Source organism: Uruburuella suis (assembly GCF_022870845.1).
GTDB classification, from domain to species: Bacteria; Pseudomonadota; Gammaproteobacteria; order Burkholderiales; family Neisseriaceae; genus Neisseria; species Neisseria suis.
On the sequence record NZ_CP091507.1, the window covers coordinates 1,963,755 to 1,984,404 of the forward strand.

General features: G+C 55.9%; 15 protein-coding genes. 7 read left to right on the forward strand and 8 right to left on the reverse strand.

Translation table 11 applies throughout. The features are described from left to right. Positions 1–82 precede the first annotated feature (82 nt). Entirely contained in the window at positions 83–2,329 is a 2,247-nt protein-coding gene (locus tag LVJ78_RS08915) for a DNA internalization-related competence protein ComEC/Rec2 (RefSeq protein ID WP_132952043.1), read from the reverse strand. Between the two features lie 499 nt (positions 2,330–2,828). Here LVJ78_RS08915 and rlmB point away from each other — a divergent pair, with 499 nt between their 5' ends. The 3 genes from rlmB to LVJ78_RS08930 all read left to right on the forward strand — a co-directional run bounded on the left by rlmB (position 2,829) and on the right by LVJ78_RS08930 (position 5,202). Further along, on the forward strand, positions 2,829–3,581 hold the full coding sequence (rlmB, locus tag LVJ78_RS08920; RefSeq protein ID WP_132952041.1) for a 23S rRNA (guanosine(2251)-2'-O)-methyltransferase RlmB: 753 nt from the start codon (positions 2,829–2,831) through the stop codon (positions 3,579–3,581). Positions 3,582–3,794: 213 nt separating this feature from the next. Continuing rightward, the gene (locus LVJ78_RS08925) at positions 3,795–4,211 is read left to right on the forward strand and encodes an NfeD family protein (protein ID WP_132952039.1); all 417 of its coding nucleotides are present in this window, start codon (positions 3,795–3,797) and stop codon (positions 4,209–4,211) included. A 28-nt stretch (positions 4,212–4,239) separates the two neighbouring features. After that, complete coding sequence (locus tag LVJ78_RS08930) at positions 4,240–5,202, forward strand: SPFH domain-containing protein (RefSeq protein WP_132952037.1); 963 nt, start codon at positions 4,240–4,242, stop codon at positions 5,200–5,202. 549 nt (positions 5,203–5,751) lie between these two features. Here the strand turns inward: LVJ78_RS08930 and LVJ78_RS08935 are convergent. The 5 genes from LVJ78_RS08935 to bfr (LVJ78_RS08955) all read right to left on the reverse strand — a co-directional run bounded on the left by LVJ78_RS08935 (position 5,752) and on the right by bfr (LVJ78_RS08955) (position 9,790). Next, positions 5,752–6,270 (reverse strand): hypothetical protein, encoded by a 519-nt coding sequence (locus LVJ78_RS08935; protein WP_132952036.1) that lies wholly within the window; start codon positions 6,268–6,270, stop codon positions 5,752–5,754. Continuing rightward, on the reverse strand, positions 6,267–6,638 hold the full coding sequence (locus tag LVJ78_RS08940) for a hypothetical protein (protein ID WP_132952034.1): 372 nt from the start codon (positions 6,636–6,638) through the stop codon (positions 6,267–6,269). Before LVJ78_RS08940 ends, LVJ78_RS08935 begins: the two co-directional genes overlap by 4 nt. A gap of 22 nt (positions 6,639–6,660) precedes the next feature. Beyond that, positions 6,661–8,580 carry an ATP-binding cassette domain-containing protein gene (locus LVJ78_RS08945; protein ID WP_132952032.1) on the reverse strand — a complete coding sequence of 640 codons (1,920 nt, stop codon included), beginning with the start codon at positions 8,578–8,580 and terminating at the stop codon, positions 6,661–6,663. A 220-nt stretch (positions 8,581–8,800) separates the two neighbouring features. Further along, a complete protein-coding gene (gene bfr / locus LVJ78_RS08950) occupies positions 8,801–9,274 on the reverse strand; it encodes a bacterioferritin (protein WP_132952030.1) in 474 nt (157 codons plus the stop codon). A 51-nt stretch (positions 9,275–9,325) separates the two neighbouring features. Continuing rightward, positions 9,326–9,790 (reverse strand): bacterioferritin, encoded by a 465-nt coding sequence (gene bfr / locus LVJ78_RS08955; protein WP_132952028.1) that lies wholly within the window; start codon positions 9,788–9,790, stop codon positions 9,326–9,328. 382 nt (positions 9,791–10,172) lie between these two features. Here bfr (LVJ78_RS08955) and typA point away from each other — a divergent pair, with 382 nt between their 5' ends. The 3 genes from typA to trxB all read left to right on the forward strand — a co-directional run bounded on the left by typA (position 10,173) and on the right by trxB (position 13,729). Continuing rightward, the gene (gene typA / locus LVJ78_RS08960; RefSeq protein WP_132952025.1) at positions 10,173–11,984 is read left to right on the forward strand and encodes a translational GTPase TypA; all 1,812 of its coding nucleotides are present in this window, start codon (positions 10,173–10,175) and stop codon (positions 11,982–11,984) included. Between the two features lie 124 nt (positions 11,985–12,108). Beyond that, positions 12,109–12,681: a hypothetical protein gene (locus tag LVJ78_RS08965; RefSeq protein ID WP_132952023.1), complete on the forward strand. Its 573-nt coding sequence runs from the start codon at positions 12,109–12,111 to the stop codon at positions 12,679–12,681. A gap of 100 nt (positions 12,682–12,781) precedes the next feature. Further along, a complete protein-coding gene (gene trxB, locus LVJ78_RS08970; RefSeq protein ID WP_132952021.1) occupies positions 12,782–13,729 on the forward strand; it encodes a thioredoxin-disulfide reductase in 948 nt (315 codons plus the stop codon). 87 nt (positions 13,730–13,816) lie between these two features. Here trxB and clpB read toward each other — a convergent pair whose 3' ends face one another. Continuing rightward, positions 13,817–16,393, reverse strand: coding sequence for an ATP-dependent chaperone ClpB (gene clpB / locus LVJ78_RS08975; RefSeq protein ID WP_132952019.1), 2,577 nt, complete (start codon positions 16,391–16,393; stop codon positions 13,817–13,819). Between the two features lie 352 nt (positions 16,394–16,745). On the opposite strand from clpB, the gene rep reads away from it, so the two are divergent. After that, positions 16,746–18,746, forward strand: a complete 2,001-nt coding sequence (rep, locus tag LVJ78_RS08980) for a DNA helicase Rep (protein ID WP_132952017.1) — start codon at positions 16,746–16,748, stop codon at positions 18,744–18,746. A 329-nt stretch (positions 18,747–19,075) separates the two neighbouring features. Here rep and brnQ read toward each other — a convergent pair whose 3' ends face one another. Beyond that, positions 19,076–20,419: a branched-chain amino acid transport system II carrier protein gene (gene brnQ, locus LVJ78_RS08985; protein ID WP_243650309.1), complete on the reverse strand. Its 1,344-nt coding sequence runs from the start codon at positions 20,417–20,419 to the stop codon at positions 19,076–19,078. Between the last annotated feature and the right edge of the window lie 231 nt (positions 20,420–20,650).

Sequence of the window (20,650 nt, forward strand, 5' to 3'; positions counted from 1 at the left end):
TCATGTCGAATTATTGCTTTAAAAAGGCTTTATGAATCAAGCCTGCCGGCCGCCACATTAACGGATGAATGGTAACCAAACCTTAATCCGCAAACGGTTTTTTCTGCCAATAAGGCTGCCATGTTTTCAGACGGCCTGCCGTTACTTCTTCTCCGTCCAGCTCAAAAAGCAATGCCCCCTGCCTGTCGGTGCGCAAGAGCGTGCCGCCGTGGGCGCGCACTCGCGCTTGCACGGCCGGTGCGGGGTGGTTATACGCATTGGCATAGCCGCTCGAAGCCACGGCATAGCGCGGCGAAACTGCATTTAGAAACGTGCCGGCCGATGAAGAATTGCTGCCGTGATGGCCGAGCAGCAGCACCTGGCTATAAAGTTTTTCGCCATAGCGTGCCACCAGCGCCCGCTCGCCCGCCTGCCCCAAATCGCCGGTGAGCAATAAAGCCGAGCTGCCCGCCAACACACGCAACACGCAGCTTTGGTCGTTGTCGCTTTGGCCGGCAAAATCTTCAGACGGCCTCAAAAACTCAAAATGCACGCTGTTCCATTGCCAGCTTTGCTCTGCGCAATGCTGCGCCTGCGGATAAAACTCAGGCTGCCCCGCCCACAACACCGCCGGCTTTTTCGCCTGCGCCACCGCAGCAAAGCCGCCATCGTGGTCGGCATCTTGATGTGAGAGCACCAACGCATCCAGATGCCGCACGCCCACCGCATTCAGGCTCGGCAGCACCGCCATATTGGCCGCACCCTCGGTGCCCGTGTCAAACAACAGCGCATAATCGGCCGTTTGCAGCCACACCGACAAACCCTGCCCCGCATCCCACACCACCGCTTTCAGACGGCCTTCCGCCACCGGCGGCGGGCGGTAACACACAAAGCCTGCCAACACCAGCAGCGCAAACGGCCGCAAACCCAAGCCGCGCGGCAGCAGCAAAAGCCCCACCGCGGCCACCGAGAGCCCCACCAGCGGCCACGGTGCCGCCGCCACCGCATATTCCGGCGCATGCCCCGCCAGCCAAATCAGCGCGCGCAGAGTGTATTCGCCGGCCGCCGCCGCCAGCCATTGCAAAGGCGGCCACGGCAGCAGCGAAGCGATGAGCGCCAAAGGCACCAACACCCACGAAAACCAAGGAATCGCCAGCGCATTCACCAGCGGGCTGATCAGCGGCAGCGAAGCAAACAACACCCCCAGCGCCACCACCGACAGCAACGACACCGCCCATTGCCCTTCCAGCGCCAATCGCCAGCCGCGCCTGCCCTCATCAAGCCGCCCGAACGACACCCACAGCAAAGCCGCCACCAAACCAAACGAGAGCCAAAAACCCACGCTCAGCGCCGCCGCCGGTGCCATCAGCAGCACCAGCGCCAAAGCCTGCCACCAACCGCGCCACACCGAAGCGCCGCTGCCGCGCCACCATGCCCAAGCCAAGGCCAGCAGCATCAACACGCTGCGTTGTGTCGGCACCGAAAAGCCCGCCAAGCCCGCATAAAGCAAGCCCGCCGCCACAGCAGCCGCCAGCACCCACACGCGCGGCCGGCCGGGCAGATAAGGCGAAAAACGCAGCAGCTTTTTCATCAGCCAGCCCGCCATCAGTGCCACCATGCCCACATGCAGCCCCGAAATGCTCACCAAATGGTTCACCCCCAAAGGCCGAAACGCCTGCCAAGCCTGCGGCGGCAACGCGCCCTGCTCGCCTATGCTCAGCGCCCGCATCAAGCCGAGGCCGTCTGAAAGCGCATGGCCGCGCGTGTCCACCGCCTGCCAGCGGCGGCTGATGTGTTCGCGCCAGCCCAAAAGCGGCGAAACAAGCCCCGCGCTTTCAGACGGCATTTCCAGCCGCTCCTTGCCCAGCGTGCCCATGCCGCCGATGCCACCGGCCAGCGCCCACGCTTCGCGATTGAAACCGGCCGGATTCACCTCGCCCACCGGCGGCCTGATGCGCGCCGCCACACGCCAGCGGCTGCCCGAGGGCCACTCGCGCAACTGATAATCCGAAAGCTGCAAACGATAGCGCCGCCCAGCCTCATCCACCGCATCCGCCGCAAAGCGCACCCGCCGCTCATCGCGCTGTGGCAAATCCGCCACCGTAATCACCAAAGCCACCCCGCCCGCCGCCTGCAACGGCCATTGCGCCGCCAAATCCCGCTCGGTGCGCCACACGCCGTAAGCCATGCCCGCCAACAAAGCACACAGCAACATAAAAGGCTTGCAGCGCCAAGCCACCGCCAGCAAAAGCAGCCACAGCGCCGCCACCGCCGGCCACGCAGGCACGGCAGGCAGCGCAAACGATAAAATCACGCCCAGCGCCCAAAATGGCAACAGATAAGCCCGCAAACGATAATCTCCGCAGCAATGATAATGACGTAAAAATCATATCACCAAAGTTATCAATATGCCTGCATTCAGGCCGTCTGAAAAGCAAAACGCTTTTTTTAAGCCTTAAATAAACCCTTATTGCATCGTATGCCAAGCAACGTGTAGGTACGATTAGCTTTGTCAAAACAAAGCGTAATCGTACGCATGGCACACAAATGCCGTCTGAAACTTTTTTCAGACGGCATTGCTTTATTTTCCACATTCAAAACCAAACAGCTTATTTTTTAGAACGGGTTTCAGACGGCCTAGGGTCTGTTCACATTTTATCCGTGCGTAAGATTTTGAGCGCAAAAGCGCGCTTGCAAGGCAAAAAGCACAGCAAGGTTGAACACCTTGCGCGCATTTTCAACGCAGCAAGCGCGTTTTTGAGCCACAATATTGCCGCGTGATGAAATGTGAACAGACCCTAAAGCCAAACCCTGTATAATGCCGTCTGAAACCATTTTTAAAGCACACCATGGCCAACCAACGATTGATTTACGGCTTTCACGCCGTTAATGCCCGCCTGTGGCAAAACCCGAAAAGCATCACCGAGCTGTATATCCAAGAAGGCAGAAACGATGCCCGCACCCGCGATGTGCTCGAAAAAGCCGCCGCCGAAAACGTGCGCGTACATTTTGCCGATGCCGCGAGGCTCGATGCCATCAGCAAAGGCGCGCGCCATCAGGGCGTGGCCGGCTTTATCGATGCCTCGAAAAACCATGTGCACCTCGAAGACGTGCTCGAAAACCTGAGCGAGCCACCCTTGCTTTTGGTGCTCGACGGCATCACCGACCCGCACAATCTGGGCGCCTGCCTGCGCACCGCCGACGCCATGGGCGTGCACGCGGTGATTGCGCCGAAAGACAAAAGCGCCGGGCTCAACGCCACCGTGAGCAAAGTGGCCTGCGGCGCCGCCGAAACCGTGCCCTACATCACCGTCACCAACCTCGCCCGCACCTTGCGCGAGCTGAAAGAATACGGCATTTGGATCGTGGGCACCGACATGGGCGGCGAGGCCGACCTGTTTCACTGCGCGCTGCCCGAGAGCGTGGCTTGGGTGATGGGCAACGAGGGCGAAGGCATGCGCCGCCTCACGCGCGAGCATTGCGATTTATTGGTGTCGATACCGATGTTCGGCACGGTAGAGAGCATGAATGTTTCCGTGTCCGCCGGCATGGTGTTGAGCGAAACCCGCCGCCAGCGCACCTTAAAAACCGAGCAAGCATAAAACATCAGGCCGTCTGAAAAAGTTTTAGACGGCCTGAACAACATCTTTCTCAAAAACACAAATATCCCCGCCGTTTGCCGGAAATCGGCTCATATTCTGTTATGATTCTTGCAACATGGGCAAAAGGCCTCATATTCAACACACGCCCGCCATCGCAACCAAGCATTGCCCAGGCCGTCTGAAATCCCATCCCGCCAAAAAGGAGCGCTTCTCATGCTGAGCTGGTTTATCGCCGCCGCCCTGATTCTGATTTTCGAATTATTTGTCGGCACCATTTATCTCTTGGTGGTCAGCGCCGCGCTTTTCGGGGCCGGCTTGGCCGAATTATTGTTCGGGCAAACCACCATCAGCGTGCTCACCGCCGCCGTGCTCGCCGCCGTGGGCATTTGGTGGGCAAAAGGCTGGATACGCCGCCACCGCCGCGCGCCCGAAATCGAAGCCGCCCGCAGCGATTTGGATGTCGGCCAAACCGTGCAAATCGTGCGCCATCTGCACGGCAACCAATATGAAGTGTTTTACCGCGGCGCACAATGGCAGGCCGAAGCCGTCGGCTCAAGCGGCGCCAACGATGCGCAAACCGCCGTCATCACCGGCAAAAACGGCAACATCTTGCTGATTCAAATCAATTAATTCACCCATCACACACAAGGAGAACCCTATGGAGCTGCTGCTGAGCTTTCCCCTCTTAATCTTGCTCGCCGTGATTATTTTCGGTTTCAAATCATTCACCGTGGTGCCGCAGCAAGAAGCCTATGTGGTCGAGCGCCTCGGCCGCTTCCACAAAGTGCTCAACCCCGGCCTGAATATCCTGATTCCGTTTATCGACCGCATCGCCTACAAACACACCTTGAAAGAAATCCCGCTCGATGTGCCCAGCCAAGTGTGTATCACCCGCGACAACACCCAGCTCACCGTCGACGGCATCATTTATTTCCAAGTAACCGACCCCAAGCTCGCTTCATACGGCTCCAGCAACTACATCATGGCCATCACCCAGCTGGCGCAAACCACGCTGCGCTCGGTCATCGGCCGCATGGAATTGGACAAAACCTTTGAAGAGCGCGACGACATCAACGCCACCGTAGTGGCCTCGCTCGACCAAGCCGCCATTTCTTGGGGCGTGAAAGTGTTGCGCTACGAAATCAAAGATTTGGTGCCGCCGCAAGAAATTTTGCGCTCCATGCAGGCACAAATCACCGCCGAGCGTGAAAAACGTGCCCGCATCGCCGAATCCGAAGGCCGCAAAATCGAGCAAATCAACCTCGCCAGCGGCCGCCGCGAAGCCGACATCCAGCAATCCGAAGGCGAAATGCAGGCCGCCATCAACGAATCCAACGGCCAACGCATCGCCCAAGTCAACCGCGCCCAAGGTGAAGCCGAAGCCCTACGCCTGGTGGCTGAAGCCAATGCCGACGCCATCCGCGCCGTGGCCGCTGCCCTGCAAAACCCCGGCGGCAACGAAGCGGTGAACCTGAAAGTGGCCGAGCAATATGTGGAAGCCTTCGGCAAGCTCGCCAAAGAAAACAACACCTTGATTATGCCCGCCAACGTGGCCGACATCGGCGCCTTGGTGTCTGCCGGCCTAAAAATTGTGGAAGGCAACAAAATGCCGGCCAAATAAACAGCCGCAGTATAAAAAGGCCGTCTGAAAACTTTTTCAGACGGCCTTTTATGCGCTTGATTGATTTATTGATTTTAAGTGTTTGGTGTTTTATACCCATTCAAAAAAGTAAGCTAAGAAAGCAGAAGCCTGCGGCAATACAGATATAGTGGAATGCATAAAAAAGTGACACAACGGGTAGGTTGGGTTGAAAACCCAACAAGCCCACAGGCCGTCTGAAACTTTGGGTTTATCAACCCAGCCTGCTTCGTTATAGAGCGTAGTTTTGTATAACTTTTTTTGCATTCCACTATAGCAAGTGAATTGAATCATGGTTGCAACCCGCAGGTCGGATACTTGTATCCGACATTTTCCACAGCCTTGATGCTTGTTCTGCGAACAAGTGTCGGATTCGAGAATCCGGCCTACGCACCGCTGAAAGATTGCAGTGATTCAAAGATTTCCACTCGCTCGAATAATCAAGCGGCAATTGTTCAAGGCCGTCTGAAAAAACCTTTCAGACGGCCTTGAATGCTTACTCGACAAACAAATCAGCGCCGAACTTTTCTGCTACATGCGCGCCAATTCGCGCTGCAAAGCCTGAATATTCTGCTGGCGGTCGAGCACGCTGCCTTGCAGGCGGTGAACCAATTGCTGGTTAACCGAGCCGCCTTGGGCGGTGCGGGCGGACGTGAGTGCTTGTTGGTCGCTGGAAAGCGCTTGGCGCTCGTTGGCCAGCTCTTGCTGCAAAATGGCACGCCGGCCGTTGCTGCCGGCTGCTTTCGGCGCAGCGGGCACCACCGGCGCGGCGGCGGTTTGCACATTGCGCGGCGCGGCGGCTTTGGCGGTACGGCTCTTGGCCGGTGCCGGTGGCTGTGCGGCAGGCTCGCTGCGCGCTTGCGGGGCATCGTAGCGCAGGCTGCTGTAGCGGCCTATCGGCGGCAAATCGGCGCTGTGGCAATTGCCGCTGGGCTTGGTGGTGTAGGTCACACGGCCGTTGGCGGTGCAGGTGTAAATTTTGCCGGCATGGGCAAGCTGCATGGGCAGCAGGCCGATGGCCAATGTGCTCAGGGTAAGTAATGTTTTCATGGTGCAGGTTTTGTGCTGGGTAATGCGGCGGGAAAGCCTTTATGGCCGCGCCCTTTTTCAGAGGTTTTCTTAGGTGTGCTTGCGGCTTTGTGCTTGGCAGCCTGCCGCACCGGCTGGGATTGATTTTTTTTGGCCGGGCTTTTGCGGGTTTGCTTTTTGGAAGCGGCGGCTTTGCGGGGCGCGGCTTTGGTTTGACTGGCGGTGTAGGCGCTGATTTTCGGCAACGCGGCCTGCTCGCGGCAATCGGGCTGCGGCTCTGAGGTGTAAACTCGGCTGCTGCCGCTATCGCAGTGATACACGGGCGCCGCATCGGCTGCGGCAATGCCACCACTCAACACAGCAAATAAAATGGCTGATTTAAGCCACATAACGCCCCCTTATTCTCAAACATCAAACAAAGCTGCCGGCCTCGATTTCGCGATGGATTTGCTCCAATTCTTCTTGCCAAGCCAGCCAATTTTCTTCCAACTGGGATAATTTTACTTTGACTTCGGCCAATTGCGCGAGTGTTTGCTGCAAACGGGCTTTATTTTCATCAAGATACGCATCTTCTTGTGCCAAAAATGCTTCACACTCGGCCTGCTCGCCCCCCAAACGTGCCATCTCTTTTTCGGCTTTGTCGATTTGCTGCTGCACAGGTTTGACGCGGCGGGCTTTTTCCTGGCGGATTTGCGCTTCCTGGCGTTTGGCCTCTTTGCGGCTTTGGCCGGGCGTGGATGCGGCGGGCGCAGCGGCGGCGTTTTCCTGCGCTAGGCGCCAGAGGCGGTAGTCGTTCAAATCGCCGTCGAATTCGTTCAGACGGCCTTGGTGAATCAGCAAAAACTGATCGGTGGTGGCCTCCAGCAGGCTGCGGTCGTGCGACACCACAATCAATGCGCCTTGAAAACTTTGCAGGGCGAGCGTGAGCGCGTGGCGCATGTCTAAATCGAGGTGGTTGGTGGGCTCGTCGAGCAGCAATAAATTGGGCTTTTGCCACACAATCATCGCCAGCGCGAGCCGCGCTTTTTCACCGCCGGAAAAAGGTTCGATGGCCTGCAAAGCCATGTCGCCGACAAAGTGGAAGCCGCCGAGAAAATTGCGGATTTCCTGCTCCCGCACTTCAGGCGACAGCTGTTGGATGTGCCACACGGGGCTTTGGTCTGCACGCAAAGTGTCGAGCTGGTGCTGGGCGAAATAGCCGATATTGAGTTTGTCGGCGCGGATAATCTGCCCGCTCAAGGGCTTGAGGCCGTCTGAAAGCGCTTTAATCAAGGTAGATTTGCCGCTGCCGTTTACGCCGAGCAAGCCGTAGCGCGCGCCGCTTTCGAGCGAAAGATTGATGTCGTGCACCACGGCTTTGCCCTCATAGCCCAAGTTGATTTGGTCGAGCTTGAGCAAGGGGTTGGGCAGATGGGCGGGGGTGTCGAATTCGAATGAAAATTCGCTGTCCAAATGCGCCGGTGCGATGCGCTCCAGCCGCGCCAGCGCTTTCATGCGGCTTTGCGCCTGCACGGCTTTGGTGGCTTTGGCTTTGAAGCGGTCGATAAACGATTGCAGGTGCTTGATTTGGGTTTGCTGCTTTTGGTAAGCCGATTGCTGCTGCGCCAGGCGCTGGGCGCGCTCGGTTTGGTAGAAATCATAATTGCCGCCGTATTGGCTGAGCTTTTGCTGTGCCAATTCCACGGTTTGGGTGGTGGTGGCGTTGAGAAAATCGCGGTCGTGCGAGATGATGATTTGGGTGCACGGCAGATTGGCCAAATGGTTTTCCAGCCACAGCACGGTTTCTAAATCGAGGTGGTTGGTGGGCTCATCAAGCAGCAGCAAATCGGCGCGGCACATCAAGGCCTGCGCCAGATTCAAGCGCATGCGCCAGCCGCCGGAAAAGGCTTTTACCGGCTGCATGTGCTCTTCTTGCGCAAAGCCCAGCCCGTTGAGCAGCTTGGCTGCCCGCGCGGGTGCCGTGTAGGCATCGATTTCTTCCAACCGGGCATGGTACTCGGCGATTTTCATGCCCTCGTTGGCGGCTTCGGCTTCGGCCAAGGCCGTCTGAAAGGTTTGCAATTGCCTATCGCCCTGCAACACATAATCGAGCGCGGAAACATCCAGCGCCGGCGTTTCCTGCGCCACAGAGGCCAGGCGCCAATGTTTGGGCAGTTGCACTTCGCCGCCATCGGCGCTGATTTCGCCTTTTATCAGGGCAAACAGGCTGGATTTGCCGGTGCCGTTTTTGCCGATCAAGCCCACGCGCTGATTGGGGTTGATGGTGAGGTTGGCTTTGTCGAGCAACACTTTCAGGCCGCGTTGCAGGGTGAGGTTTTTGATTTCTATCATGAATGTGGCGGTGTGCAAAAAAGCAGGCAAAGGGGTTATTTTACCTGATTTGCCGATAATGTTTGCCAAACGGCGGCATATATTTTCAGACGGCCTCAGTTTTTTAATTTGCCGTATTTTTTTGTTTGCGCCGCCCAACTCAGATAAAAAACGGCACACCTGAAAAAGGTGCGCCGCTTGTTTAACGCTTGAGAACCGCTATTTTGGCAGTGGTTTGGTTTTAGTCCTCTTGCGCCCCGCTTTGCAGGTAATTGGGCAGGCCGATGCTGCTAATCAATTCCTGCTGGGTTTCCAGCCAGTCGATGTGCTCTTCGTTGGTGTCTTTCTGCTTTTCCAACAAAGCGCGGCTGACATAATCCTGCTTCTCTTCACACAGCGCGATGGCTGCCGTGAGCGCTTCGTGTTTTTCGCGCTCTTTGGTTAAATCACAAGCGATGATTTCGGCAGGCGCTTCGCCAATCAGAAGCTTGCCCAATTCTTGCAGGTTGGGCAGGCCTTCGAGCAGCAGCACGCGCTCGATAATTTCATCGGCCGCTTTCATTTCGGTGATGGATTGTTTGTAAAAATGCTCGCCCAGCTCTTCAAAACCCCAGTTTTTCAGAATGCGTGCGTGCAGGAAATACTGGTTGATGGTTACCAGCAGCAAGCCGAGATTTTTATTCAGCTCGCGAATTACCATACGGTCGCCTTGCATGATTTTTCCTCTCTTATTAATTTAATGTGGTGTGTTTAGGGTGCGTCAAACTTAGAGCTGGCTTTGCAGATAGTTTTGCAGGCCGATCAAATCAATCAGGCGCAGCTGCTGCTCCAGCCAATGGGCGTGGTCTTCTTCGGTGTCTTTCAATTGGCCGACCAACAAATCGCGGGTAACGTAATCTTGCTTTTCCTCGCACAAGGCGATGCCTTTTTTGAGGTGGTCGCGCACTTCATACTCGGTGTTTAAATCGGCTTTGAGCATTTCCACCACGTCTTTGCCCACGGTGATTTTGGCCGGCACCATATTGGGTGTGCCCTCCAGCATCAAAATGCGGCGGATAAAGGCTTCGGCGTGCTGGGTTTCATCTTCCATTTCGTGGCCGATGCGCTCGAAAAGTTTGTTGTAGCCCCATTCGGCATACATGCGCGAGTGAATGAAATATTGGTCGCGCGCGGCCAATTCGCCTGCGAGCAATTCGTTCATATAAGCGATAACTTCTTGATTGCCTTTCATAATCTTTCCTTTCGATGTGGTGGCGCCGCTTGGGCGTTGACAAGGCCGTCTGAAAGCGCCTTTTGGTGATGTGCGTCAATCTTTGTGATGATTTGAATTCTAGCAAACTTTCTACTTTTTTCAAATTTTCTATTTAAAATACAAATAATTATCAAATATAACAACATCAAAAAAAGGCCGTCTGAAAAGCTAGCGGCCTGTTTACGCTGATATTTTGTTGCTTATGATATTGAGAACCTATCACATAAAGTTTATTAATTTACGTTTTTTAACCAACATCGCCCAAAACACGCCCCAAGCCGTGCCACAGAGCTGCCATAAAACCGTGTTATAATCCGCAGTTACTTTTTATTATCACATCAAACAAGGCATATAAACCGCCATGAAACAAATCCGCAACATCGCCATTATCGCCCACGTCGATCACGGCAAAACCACCCTGGTCGACCAATTATTGCGTCAATCAGGCACCTTCCGCAGCAACCAGCACGTTGACGAGCGCGTGATGGACAGCGGCGACATCGAAAAAGAGCGCGGCATCACCATTTTGGCCAAAAACACCGCCATCGAATACGAAGGCTACCACATCAATATCGTCGACACCCCCGGACACGCCGATTTCGGCGGCGAAGTGGAGCGCGTGTTGGGCATGGTCGATTGCGTGGTGCTGCTGGTGGATGCGCAAGAAGGCCCGATGCCGCAAACCCGTTTTGTGACCAAAAAAGCCTTGGCGCTGGGCTTGCGCCCGATTGTGGTGATCAACAAAATCGACAAGCCGAGCGCGCGCCCGAGCTGGGTGGTCGACCAAACATTTGAATTGTTTGACAAATTGGGCGCCAGCGACGAGCAGCTCGATTTTCCCATTGTTTACGCTTCCGGCCTCTCCGGCTTTGCCAAACTGGAAGAAGAAGACGACAGCACCGATATGCGCCCGCTGTTTGAAACCATCCTCAAACACACCCCGCCGCCCTCAGGCAGCGCCGATGCGCCGTTGCAGCTACAAATCTCGCAACTCGATTACGACAGCTACACCGGCCGCCTAGGCATCGGCCGCATCCTCAACGGCCGCATCAAGCCCGGCCAAGTGGTGGCGGTGATGAACCACGAAAAACAAGTGGCACAAGGCCGCATCAACCAACTGCTCGGTTTCAAAGGCCTCGAGCGTGTGGCACAAGATGAAGCCGAAGCCGGCGAAATCGTGATTATTTCCGGCATCGACGACATCGGCATCGGCGTGACCATTTGCGAAAAAGACAACCCCGTGGGCGTGCCCATGCTCAGCGTCGATGAGCCCACCCTCACCATGGACTTTATGGTGAACACCAGCCCCTTGGCCGGCACCGAAGGCAAATTCGTCACCAGCCGCCAAATCCGCGACCGCCTGCAAAAAGAGCTGCTCACCAACGTGGCCTTGCGAGTGGAAGACACCGAAGATGCCGACATCTTCCGCGTGTCCGGCCGCGGCGAATTGCACCTCACCATTTTGCTGGAAAACATGCGCCGCGAAGGCTTTGAATTGGCCGTGGCCAAGCCGCGCGTGGTGTATCGCGACATCAACGGCGAAAAATGCGAGCCTTATGAAAACCTCACCGTCGATGTGCCCGACGACAACCAGGGCGCGGTGATGGAAGAACTGGGCCGCCGCCGCGGCGAGCTCACCAATATGGAAAGCGACGGCCACGGCCGCACCCGCCTCGAATACCACATGCCCGCCCGCGGCCTGATCGGCTTTCAAGGCGAATTCATGACCATGACGCGCGGCACCGGCCTGATGAGCCATGTGTTTGACGACTACGCCCCGGTAAAACCCGATATGCCCGGCCGCCACAACGGCGTGTTGGTATCGCAAGAGCAAGGTGAAGCCGTGGCTTATGCATTGTGGAACTTGGAAGACCGCGGCCGCATGTTTGTATCGCCCGGCGACAAAATCTACGAAGGCATGATTATCGGCATCCACAGCCGCGACAACGACTTGGTGGTGAATCCGCTCAAAGGCAAAAAGCTCACCAACGTGCGCGCCAGCGGCACCGACGAAGCCGTGCGCCTCACCACGCCGGTGAAGCTCACCCTTGAGAGCGCCGTGGAATTTATCGACGATGATGAATTGGTGGAAATCACCCCGCAATCCATCCGCCTGCGCAAACGCTGGCTGCAAGAGCACGAGCGCCGCAAACATTTTAAAAAGCTCGATTGATTAGTCAATTGAAAGCAAGGCCGTCTGAAAAAGTTTCAGACGGCCTTGCTTTTAACAAATCCCTTGATAAGCCCCCAAACCACCCCATATTAACGCCTATTCCTTCAATCGACACGGAAAACACATGAAACGCATAATCGCCCTGGCCGCCCTTTCCGCCTTCGCGCTGGCCGCCTGCAAAGACGACACCCAAGCCCAGCTGCAAGCGCAGCAAAAGCAAATCGAAGCGCTGCAACAACAGCTTACCCAGCAAAACCAAGCCGGCCAGGCCGCGCAAGACGACACCGTGTATCAGCTCAACGCCGATGCCGTGGCTTCCACCATTCCGGCCGAATTCCAAAACGGTAACAACGGCGAGCCGGTAACCGGCACCGACGGCCAGCAATATGTTTACGACCAATCCAGCGGCAGCTGGCTGCTGCAAAGCCTCATTGGCGCGGCCGCCGGCGCCATGCTCGGCAATATGCTGGCCAACAAATTCAGCAAAGCGCCCGCCAATTCGCCGGCCGCCCAGCAAGTGCGCAACAATTACCACCAATCGGCGCAATTCCGCGGCCAGAGCAGCCAGCAGCTCAACACCCGCACCGTGCCCGCGCAAAATGCCAACCGCGCCGCCAACCCCAACTACCGCCAAGCGCAGCAAGCCCAGCCCAACCACCGCAAGCCGCAGCGCCGCAGCTTCGGCCGCCGCCGCTAACCGGCACCATCAAACGGCACTATTGCCCTTTCAGACGGCCTGTTTCATAGTAAAATAGGCCGTCTGAATCTTTTCTGCCCATTCCATTCAAGGAAGCATCATGAGCCAACACCACAAACTGATTATTCTCGGCTCCGGCCCCGCCGGCTACACCGCCGCCGTTTACGCCGCCCGCGCCAACCTGCACCCCGTGATCATCACCGGCATCGCCCAAGGCGGCCAGCTGATGACCACCACCGATGTAGACAACTGGCCCGCCGACCCGCAAGGCGTGCAAGGGCCCGAGCTGATGGCGCGCTTTCAGGCGCACGCCGAGCGCTTCGGCACCGAAATGATTTTCGACCAAATCCACAGCGTGGATTTACAGCACCGCCCTTTCACACTCAAAGGCGATGCGGGCGAATACACCTGCGACGCGCTGATTATCGCCACCGGCGCATCAGCCAAATACCTCGGCCTACCCGGCGAGCAGATTTTCGCCGGCAAAGGCGTGTCGGCCTGCGCCACCTGCGACGGCTTTTTCTATAAAAAACAAGACATCGCCGTGGTCGGCGGCGGCAACACCGCCGTAGAAGAAGCGCTTTATTTAGCCAATATCGCCAACACCGTCACCCTCATCCACCGCCGTGACACCTTCCGTGCCGAAAAAATCATGGTCGACAAACTGATGCAGCGCGTGGCCGAAGGCAAAATCATCCTCAAGCTCAACGCCACCCTGGAAGACATTCTCGGCAACGACATGGGCGTAACCGGCGCGCGCCTGCTCTATAAAGACGGCAGCCGCGAAGATTTGGCCGTGAGCGGCGTGTTTATCGCCATCGGCCACCAGCCCAACACCGAAATCTTCAAAGGCCAGCTCGATATGGATGCCACCGGCTACCTGAAAACCCGCGGCGGCAGCGCCGACAACGTGGGTGCCACCAATATCGAAGGCGTATGGGCCGCCGGCGATGTGAAAGACCACACCTACCGCCAAGCCGTCACCAGCGCCGCCTCCGGCTGCCAAGCTGCGCTTGATGCTGAGCGCTGGCTAGACAGCCAGCATTAAGCGCAATCTTGCGGTAATAAAAAGGCCGTCTGAAAGTTTTTCAGACGGCCTTTTGCATCACATTGATTCCATCACATCAAAACCGCTTTAGTTTTTAAACACCAGCCTGCCGTGATCGGCTTCAACTTTAATGCTGCTGTCGGCCGGATAGCGACCTTCCAAAAGCGCTTTGGCCAGCGGGTTTTCGATTTCCGACTGAATTGCGCGTTTGAGCGGGCGGGCGCCATACACGGGGTCGAAGCCGGCTTCGGCGATGATGTCCAGCGCGGCATCGTCCACATGCAGATGCAGGTTTTGGGCGGCCAGGCGTTTTTCGAGACTGCGCAGCTGGATTTTGGCGATGCTGCGGATATTGGCCTGATCCAAGCCGTGGAACACCACCACTTCGTCGATACGGTTGATCAGCTCGGGGCGGAAATGCGCTTTCACGTCTTCCATCACCACTTCTTTGAGCGCTTCGTAATCGTGGGTGCCCATTTGCTGGATGTGCTGGCTGCCGATATTGGAAGTCATCACAATCACGGTGTTTTTAAAGTCTACCGTGCGCCCTTGGCCGTCGGTGAGGCGGCCGTCGTCGAGCACTTGCAGCAAAATGTTAAACACATCGGGGTGGGCTTTTTCCACTTCGTCGAGCAAAATCACGCTGTAAGGCTTGCGGCGCACCTGCTCGGTGAGGTAGCCGCCCTCTTCATAGCCCACATAGCCCGGCGGCGCGCCGATCAGGCGGGCAACGCTGTGTTTTTCCATGTATTCCGACATATCGATGCGGATTAAATGGTCTTCACTGTCAAACAAAAAGCTCGCCAGCGTTTTGCACAATTCGGTTTTGCCCACGCCGGTGGGGCCTAAAAATAAGAAGCTGCCGTAAGGTTTATTGGGGTCGGCCAGGCCGGAGCGCGAGCGGCGGATGGCGTCGGACACGGCGCGCACGGCTTCATCCTGCCCCACCACGCGCGCATGCAGCACATCTTCCATTTTCAAGAGCTTTTCACGCTCGCCTTCCATCATTTTGGCCACCGGAATGCCGGTGATGCGCGACACGATTTCGGCCACTTCGTCGGCACCCACTTTGGTGCGGAAAAGCTTGTTGGCCTGCTTGGCTTCGGGGTTGCTCTCTGCCGATTGCAGCTGCGCGCCCAGCTTGGGCAGTTCGCCGTATTCCAACTCGGATGCACGGCCGAAATCGCCTTGGCGCTTGGCCTGCTCGATTTTCACTTTAATATCGTCGATTTGTTTTTTGATGTCGGCGGTGCTGGAAGAAGACGCTTTTTCGGCTTTCCAGATTTCATCCAAATCGGCGTATTCTTTTTGCAGGCCGCTGATTTCTTCGTCGATCAGCACCAAGCGTTTTTTGCTCGCCTCGTCGCTTTCTTTTTCAACGTGCATTTTTTCCATGCGCAATTGGATGATGCGCCGGTCGAGCTTATCCATCTGCTCGGGTTTGCTGTCGAGTTCCATTTTGATGCGGCTGGCCGCTTCGTCAATCAAATCAATCGCTTTATCGGGTAAAAAGCGGTCGGTGATGTAGCGGTCGCTCAATTCGGCGGCAGCCACAATCGCCGGGTCGGTGATGTCGATGCCGTGGTGGATTTCATAGCGCTCTTGCAGACCGCGTAAAATGGCAATGGTGTCTTCCACGCTCGGCTCGCTCACCAGCACTTTTTGGAAACGGCGCTCCAGCGCGGCATCTTTTTCAATATATTGGCGGTATTCATCGAGCGTGGTGGCGCCGATGCAGTGCAATTCGCCGCGCGCCAAGGCAGGTTTCAGCATATTGCCGGCATCCATCGCGCCATCGGTTTTGCCCGCACCCACCAAGGTGTGGATTTCATCAATAAAAATCAGGGTTTGGCCGTCGTCTTTGGCCAAATCGTTGAGCACGGCTTTGAGCCGCTCTTCAAATTCGCCGCGATATTTGGCACCGGCAATCAGCGCGGCCAAATCGAGCACCAGCAGGCGCTTGTTGCGCAGGCTGTCGGGCACTTCGCCATCCACGATGCGCTGAGCCAGGCCTTCCACAATCGCGGTTTTGCCCACGCCGGGCTCGCCGATGAGCACGGGATTATTCTTGGTGCGCCGTTGCAGCACCTGAATGGCGCGGCGGATTTCATCGTCGCGGCCGATCACGGGGTCGAGCTTGCCTTCGCGGGCGCGCTCGGTTAAATCAAGCGTGTATTTGCTCAAGGCTTCACGTTGGTCTTCGGCATTGGGGTTGTCCACGGTTTCTCCTCCACGCACTTCATCAATGGCTTCGTTTAATTTGCTCTCGGTAATGCCGGCGTTTTTCAGAATTTTGCCGGTGGTGCCGTTTTCCTGCACCAGCGCCAGCAAAAACAATTCGCTGGCAATATAGGCATCGCCGCGCTTCGCGGCGGCTTTGTCCATCAGGTTTAAGGTGTTTTGCAGCTCGCGGCTGGGCAGAATTTCACCGCCCTGCCCCGACACTTTGGGCAGCGCATCAAGCTGTTGCTGCAAAGCGCGCTTGATTTGCGCCACATTGCCGCCGGCCTTCACCAAGAGGGCAGACATGCCGCTGTCGGCATCATCCAGCAGCGCTTTCAACACAAAACCGGCTTCCAAATAGCCGCAATCCTGCGCCAAAGCCAAACTCTGCCCGGTTTGTAGGGCTTGCTGGAATTTGGCGGTTAATTTATCAAATCTCATCAATACACTCCTTATATCGCTATAGATCAATGGTCGAATAAAAGCCATATGGGTATGGCCGGCGTAAACTCAACAGCTTATGGATATGTATTTCACACATTATTTTAATTTTTATTATAACCATATGAAATATATAAAAATAAAATCTAAATTTTCTATGGATAAGATATTTTCATTTATATTTAAATTAAGTGCAACATAAACGCGTTCTTCGGGCCGCCACAGCTTTATCATACAACAAGCCAACCTCAAGGAAAACAGCAACCGCCATCAGGCCGCAGCATCGGCAGCGCGATAAATTGCGCTATAATCAACCACTCTTTTCAGACGGCCTCTTTCCACGGCACACACCATGAAGCTCAACCCCCAGCAGCAACAAGCCATTCATTATCTCGGCGGCCCCTTATTCGTGCTGGCCGGTGCCGGCAGCGGCAAAACCCGTGTGATCACCGAAAAAATCGCCTATATGATCACCCAAAAAGGCTGGCCGCCGCACAATATCGCCGCCATCACTTTTACCAACAAAGCCGCCAAAGAAATGCAGGAGCGCATCGGCGGCATGTTGAGCAAAAAAGCCATGCGCGGGCTCACCGTGTGCACTTTTCACTCTTTAGGCATGCGCATGCTGCGCGAAGAAGCGCCGCACATCGGCTATAAAAAGAATTTCTCCATTCTCGATGCCACCGACAGCAGCAAAATCATCAACGAATTATTGGGCAGTAGCGGCCGCGAAGCCGTATTTAAAGCGCAGCACCAAATCTCACTGTGGAAAAACGATCTGCAAACGCCCGAGCAGGCGCTGCAAGCGGCGGCCAACGAATGGGAGCGCCAAATCGCCGTGATTTACGCCGGCTACCAAGCCACATTAGAAAGCTATCAAGCCGTTGATTTCGATGACTTAATCCGCCTACCCACCTTATTGTTGCAGCGCAACAGCGAAGTGCGCCACAAATGGCAGCTGCGGCTGCGCTATCTTTTGGTGGACGAATGCCAAGACACCAACACCTGTCAATACGCGCTGATGCGCCTTCTCACCGGCGCTGAGGGCATGTTTACCGCCGTGGGCGACGACGACCAAAGCATCTACGCCTGGCGTGGCGCCAATATGGAAAACCTGCGCCTGCTGCAAACCGACTATCCGCAGCTCAAAATCATCAAGCTCGAGCAAAACTACCGCTCTAGCGCGCGCATTCTCAAAGTGGCCAACCAAGTGATTGCCAATAATCCCAAGCTTTTTCCCAAAACATTATGGTCGCAATACGGCCTGGGCGAGCCTGTGAAAGTGGTGGCCTGCCAGCACGAGCAGCACGAAGCCGAAGTGGTCACCGGCTACATCAGCCGCCAAAAGCTCATCGGCGGCGACAAAGTGAATTATGCCGATTTTGCCATTCTCTATCGCGGCAACCATCAGGCGCGCGTGTTTGAAGAAGCGCTGCGCGCCGCCCGCATTCCCTATCAGCTCTCCGGCGGCCAAAGCTTTTTCGACAAAGCCGAAATCAAAGATGTGCTCGCCTACATCCGCCTATTGGCCAACCCCGACGACGACCCCGCCTTTCTGCGCGCCGCCACCACGCCTAAGCGCGGCATCGGCGACACCACCTTGGGCAAGCTCAACGAATATGCACGCCAACACAGTTGCAGCCTGTTTCAGACGGCCTCGAGCATGGAAGCCTTGGCTGAGCTCAACAGCAAAAGCCGCGAGCATCTGCAACAATTTATGCAGCTGATGCACGATTACCAAAGCCGCGCCGAACAAGAGCCTGCGGGTGCCTTGGTGCAAAGCCTGCTCGCCGACATCGGCTACGAAGCCCATCTGCTGGGCAGCGAAGAAGGCAAAGCCGGCGAAATCAAATGGCGAAACGTGCAGGATTTGGCCGGCTGGCTCACACGCAAAGGTGAAGAAGACGGCAAAAACATCATCGAAATCGCCCAAACCATCGCCCTGATGACCCTACTCGAAGGCCGCGACGATGAAGAAGTGGATGCCGTGAAAATGTCTACCCTGCATGCTTCCAAAGGGCTGGAATATCCGTTTGTGTTTCTGGTCGGCTGCGAAGAAGGCCTGTTTCCCCACGGCGACAGCGTTGAAGAGGGCAACCTCGAAGAAGAGCGCCGGCTGATGTATGTGGGCATCACCCGCGCCAAACGCCAGCTCACGCTCACTTATTGCGTCAAACGCAAAAGGCAGGGGCAATGGCAGTTTCCCGAGCCCAGCCGCTTTATCGACGAAATGCCGCAGGAAGACCTGAAAATATTGGGGCGCAAAGGTGGTGAGCCGATTATAGACAAAGCCGAGGGCAAAAGCCGCCTCGCCGGCCTCACTGCCATGTTGGCGCAAAAAAGCAAAGAATGAAGCGCAGATGCCGTCTGAAAGCTTTCAAACGGCATTTCTGTTTCATTCGCCCAATCACACTTTACTTTGCAAAGCTAATCGTATCTACGTCCGCTTTCGACCGAGGTGCGCACACCGCACTTTTTGCGGCGTAAGCGGGTAGGTTGGGTTGAAAACCCAACAAGCCGACAGGCCGTCTGAAACCTTGGGTTTATCAACCCAATCTACGCTATTGCAGAATACAGTTTAGTGTCACTTTTTCTTGCATGCCACTATATGCATAAAACAAACCCGTATAAAACATAAAGGCCGTCTGAAAACCTTTCAGACGGCCTGTTTGATAAAACCAATCAATTTTTCTTTTTACTCGCCACATTCAAAATGCAGCCCAACACAAAGCCCGCCGCCGCAGGCATCAGCCAGCCCAGGCCGATATCATAGAGCGGCAAAGCATTGTTGATGGCCGCCGCCGCTTCATCACTGAAGCCGAAAGCGGTTTTATAGGCATCGAGCAAGCCCACCACCAAAGTGGCGAAAATGGTGCACACATACACCAAGCGGCTGCCGCCGAACAATTTATCGAGGAAGGCCAGCAGAATAATCACCACCGTAAGCGGATAAAGCAGCATCAGCATCGGAATCGAAAAGCTGATAATCCCGGCCAAACCTTTATTCGCCAGCAGGCAGGAAACCAACGTAAACACAATCGCAAAATGCCGGTAAGACACGCGCGGCCAAATGCGGTTGAAATATTCCGCACACGAGGTAATCAAGCCCACCGATGTGCTCAAACACGCCAAAAACACAATGGCCGCCAGCAAAATATTGCCGCTCATGCCGAAATAATGCTGCGCCACCTGCGAGAGCACCGCCGCGCCATTGCCCAACATGCCAAACAAGCCCACGCTGCTCGCGCCCATATAGGCAATCAGCGCATACACCAGCGCCAAACAGGCCGCCGCCAACACACCGGCGCGGATGGTGAGCGAAGTGAGCGCTTTTTTATCGCTCACACCGCGCGCGCGGATAGAGTCGATCACAATAATGGCAAACACCAGCGAAGCGAGCGCATCCATGGTGTTGTAGCCTTCCAAAAAGCCTTTCACCAGCGGCCGGGTCACAAATTCGCCCTGCGCCGCCTGAAAATCTCCCATCGGCCACAACACCGAAGCGCCCACCAACACCGCAATACACAGCAGCAAAAACGGCGTCAGCACCTTGCCGATGCGGTCGATCAGCTTGCCCGGCGACATCGCCAGCCAATAAGACACCGCAAAAAAAGCAATGCTGAACACAGCCAGCGCCCAAGTGCGCTGCGATTCGGAAGGCTCGCCCAAAAACGGCACCACGCCGATTTCAAACGACACCGTGGCCGTGCGCGGAATGGCAAACAAAGGGCCTATCGACAAATAAAGCAACACCGCAAACAACAGCCCGTAAAGTGGCGTCACACGCGAAGCGAGCTCTTGCACATCGCGCGAGCCCGAATAGCCGATGGCGGCCACGCCCAAAAGCGGCAAACCCGCGCCGGTGAGCATAAAGCCCAACATCGCCGACACAATATGCTCACCTGCCTGCTGCCCCATGGCCGCAGGAAAAATCAAATTGCCCGCACCGAAAAACAGCGCAAACAGCATCAGGCCGGTCGCCCAAAACAAAGATTTATCACCGGCCGCGGGAGTAGAGGTTGCCATACACACACCTTCTTATTTTATCAATCGGTTCAACACGTTGGCGCACCAAACATCCGGCGCCGGCAGGCTTTCAGACGGCCTCGGCATCCGATGGCGCGAGCACGTCAAAAACGCTGCAAAAGGGTGGAATATAACAGATTTTTTACAGAAAATGGCATTTCCTGTGTTGCGCCGTATCCGCTATTTTTACTGCCCCGCCCAATCATTCAAATTTAACACGATGATTTTAAA

Bases quoted from the DNA above. Each gene is read 5' to 3' on its own strand.
- trxB (WP_132952021.1), top strand. From the start codon at position 12,782: ATGAGCCAACACCACAAACTGATTATTCTCGGCTCCGGCCCCGCCGGC.
- typA (WP_132952025.1), top strand. From the start codon at position 10,173: ATGAAACAAATCCGCAACATCGCCATTATCGCCCACGTCGATCACGGC.
- brnQ (WP_243650309.1), bottom strand. From the start codon at position 20,419: ATGGCAACCTCTACTCCCGCGGCCGGTGATAAATCTTTGTTTTGGGCG.
- rlmB (WP_132952041.1), top strand. From the start codon at position 2,829: ATGGCCAACCAACGATTGATTTACGGCTTTCACGCCGTTAATGCCCGC.
- bfr (WP_132952028.1), bottom strand. From the start codon at position 9,790: ATGAAAGGCAATCAAGAAGTTATCGCTTATATGAACGAATTGCTCGCA.
- LVJ78_RS08935 (WP_132952036.1), bottom strand. From the start codon at position 6,270: ATGAAAACATTACTTACCCTGAGCACATTGGCCATCGGCCTGCTGCCC.
- LVJ78_RS08945 (WP_132952032.1), bottom strand. From the start codon at position 8,580: ATGATAGAAATCAAAAACCTCACCCTGCAACGCGGCCTGAAAGTGTTG.
- LVJ78_RS08940 (WP_132952034.1), bottom strand. From the start codon at position 6,638: ATGTGGCTTAAATCAGCCATTTTATTTGCTGTGTTGAGTGGTGGCATT.
- clpB (WP_132952019.1), bottom strand. From the start codon at position 16,393: ATGAGATTTGATAAATTAACCGCCAAATTCCAGCAAGCCCTACAAACC.
- LVJ78_RS08930 (WP_132952037.1), top strand. From the start codon at position 4,240: ATGGAGCTGCTGCTGAGCTTTCCCCTCTTAATCTTGCTCGCCGTGATT.
- rep (WP_132952017.1), top strand. From the start codon at position 16,746: ATGAAGCTCAACCCCCAGCAGCAACAAGCCATTCATTATCTCGGCGGC.
- LVJ78_RS08925 (WP_132952039.1), top strand. From the start codon at position 3,795: ATGCTGAGCTGGTTTATCGCCGCCGCCCTGATTCTGATTTTCGAATTA.
- bfr (WP_132952030.1), bottom strand. From the start codon at position 9,274: ATGCAAGGCGACCGTATGGTAATTCGCGAGCTGAATAAAAATCTCGGC.
- LVJ78_RS08965 (WP_132952023.1), top strand. From the start codon at position 12,109: ATGAAACGCATAATCGCCCTGGCCGCCCTTTCCGCCTTCGCGCTGGCC.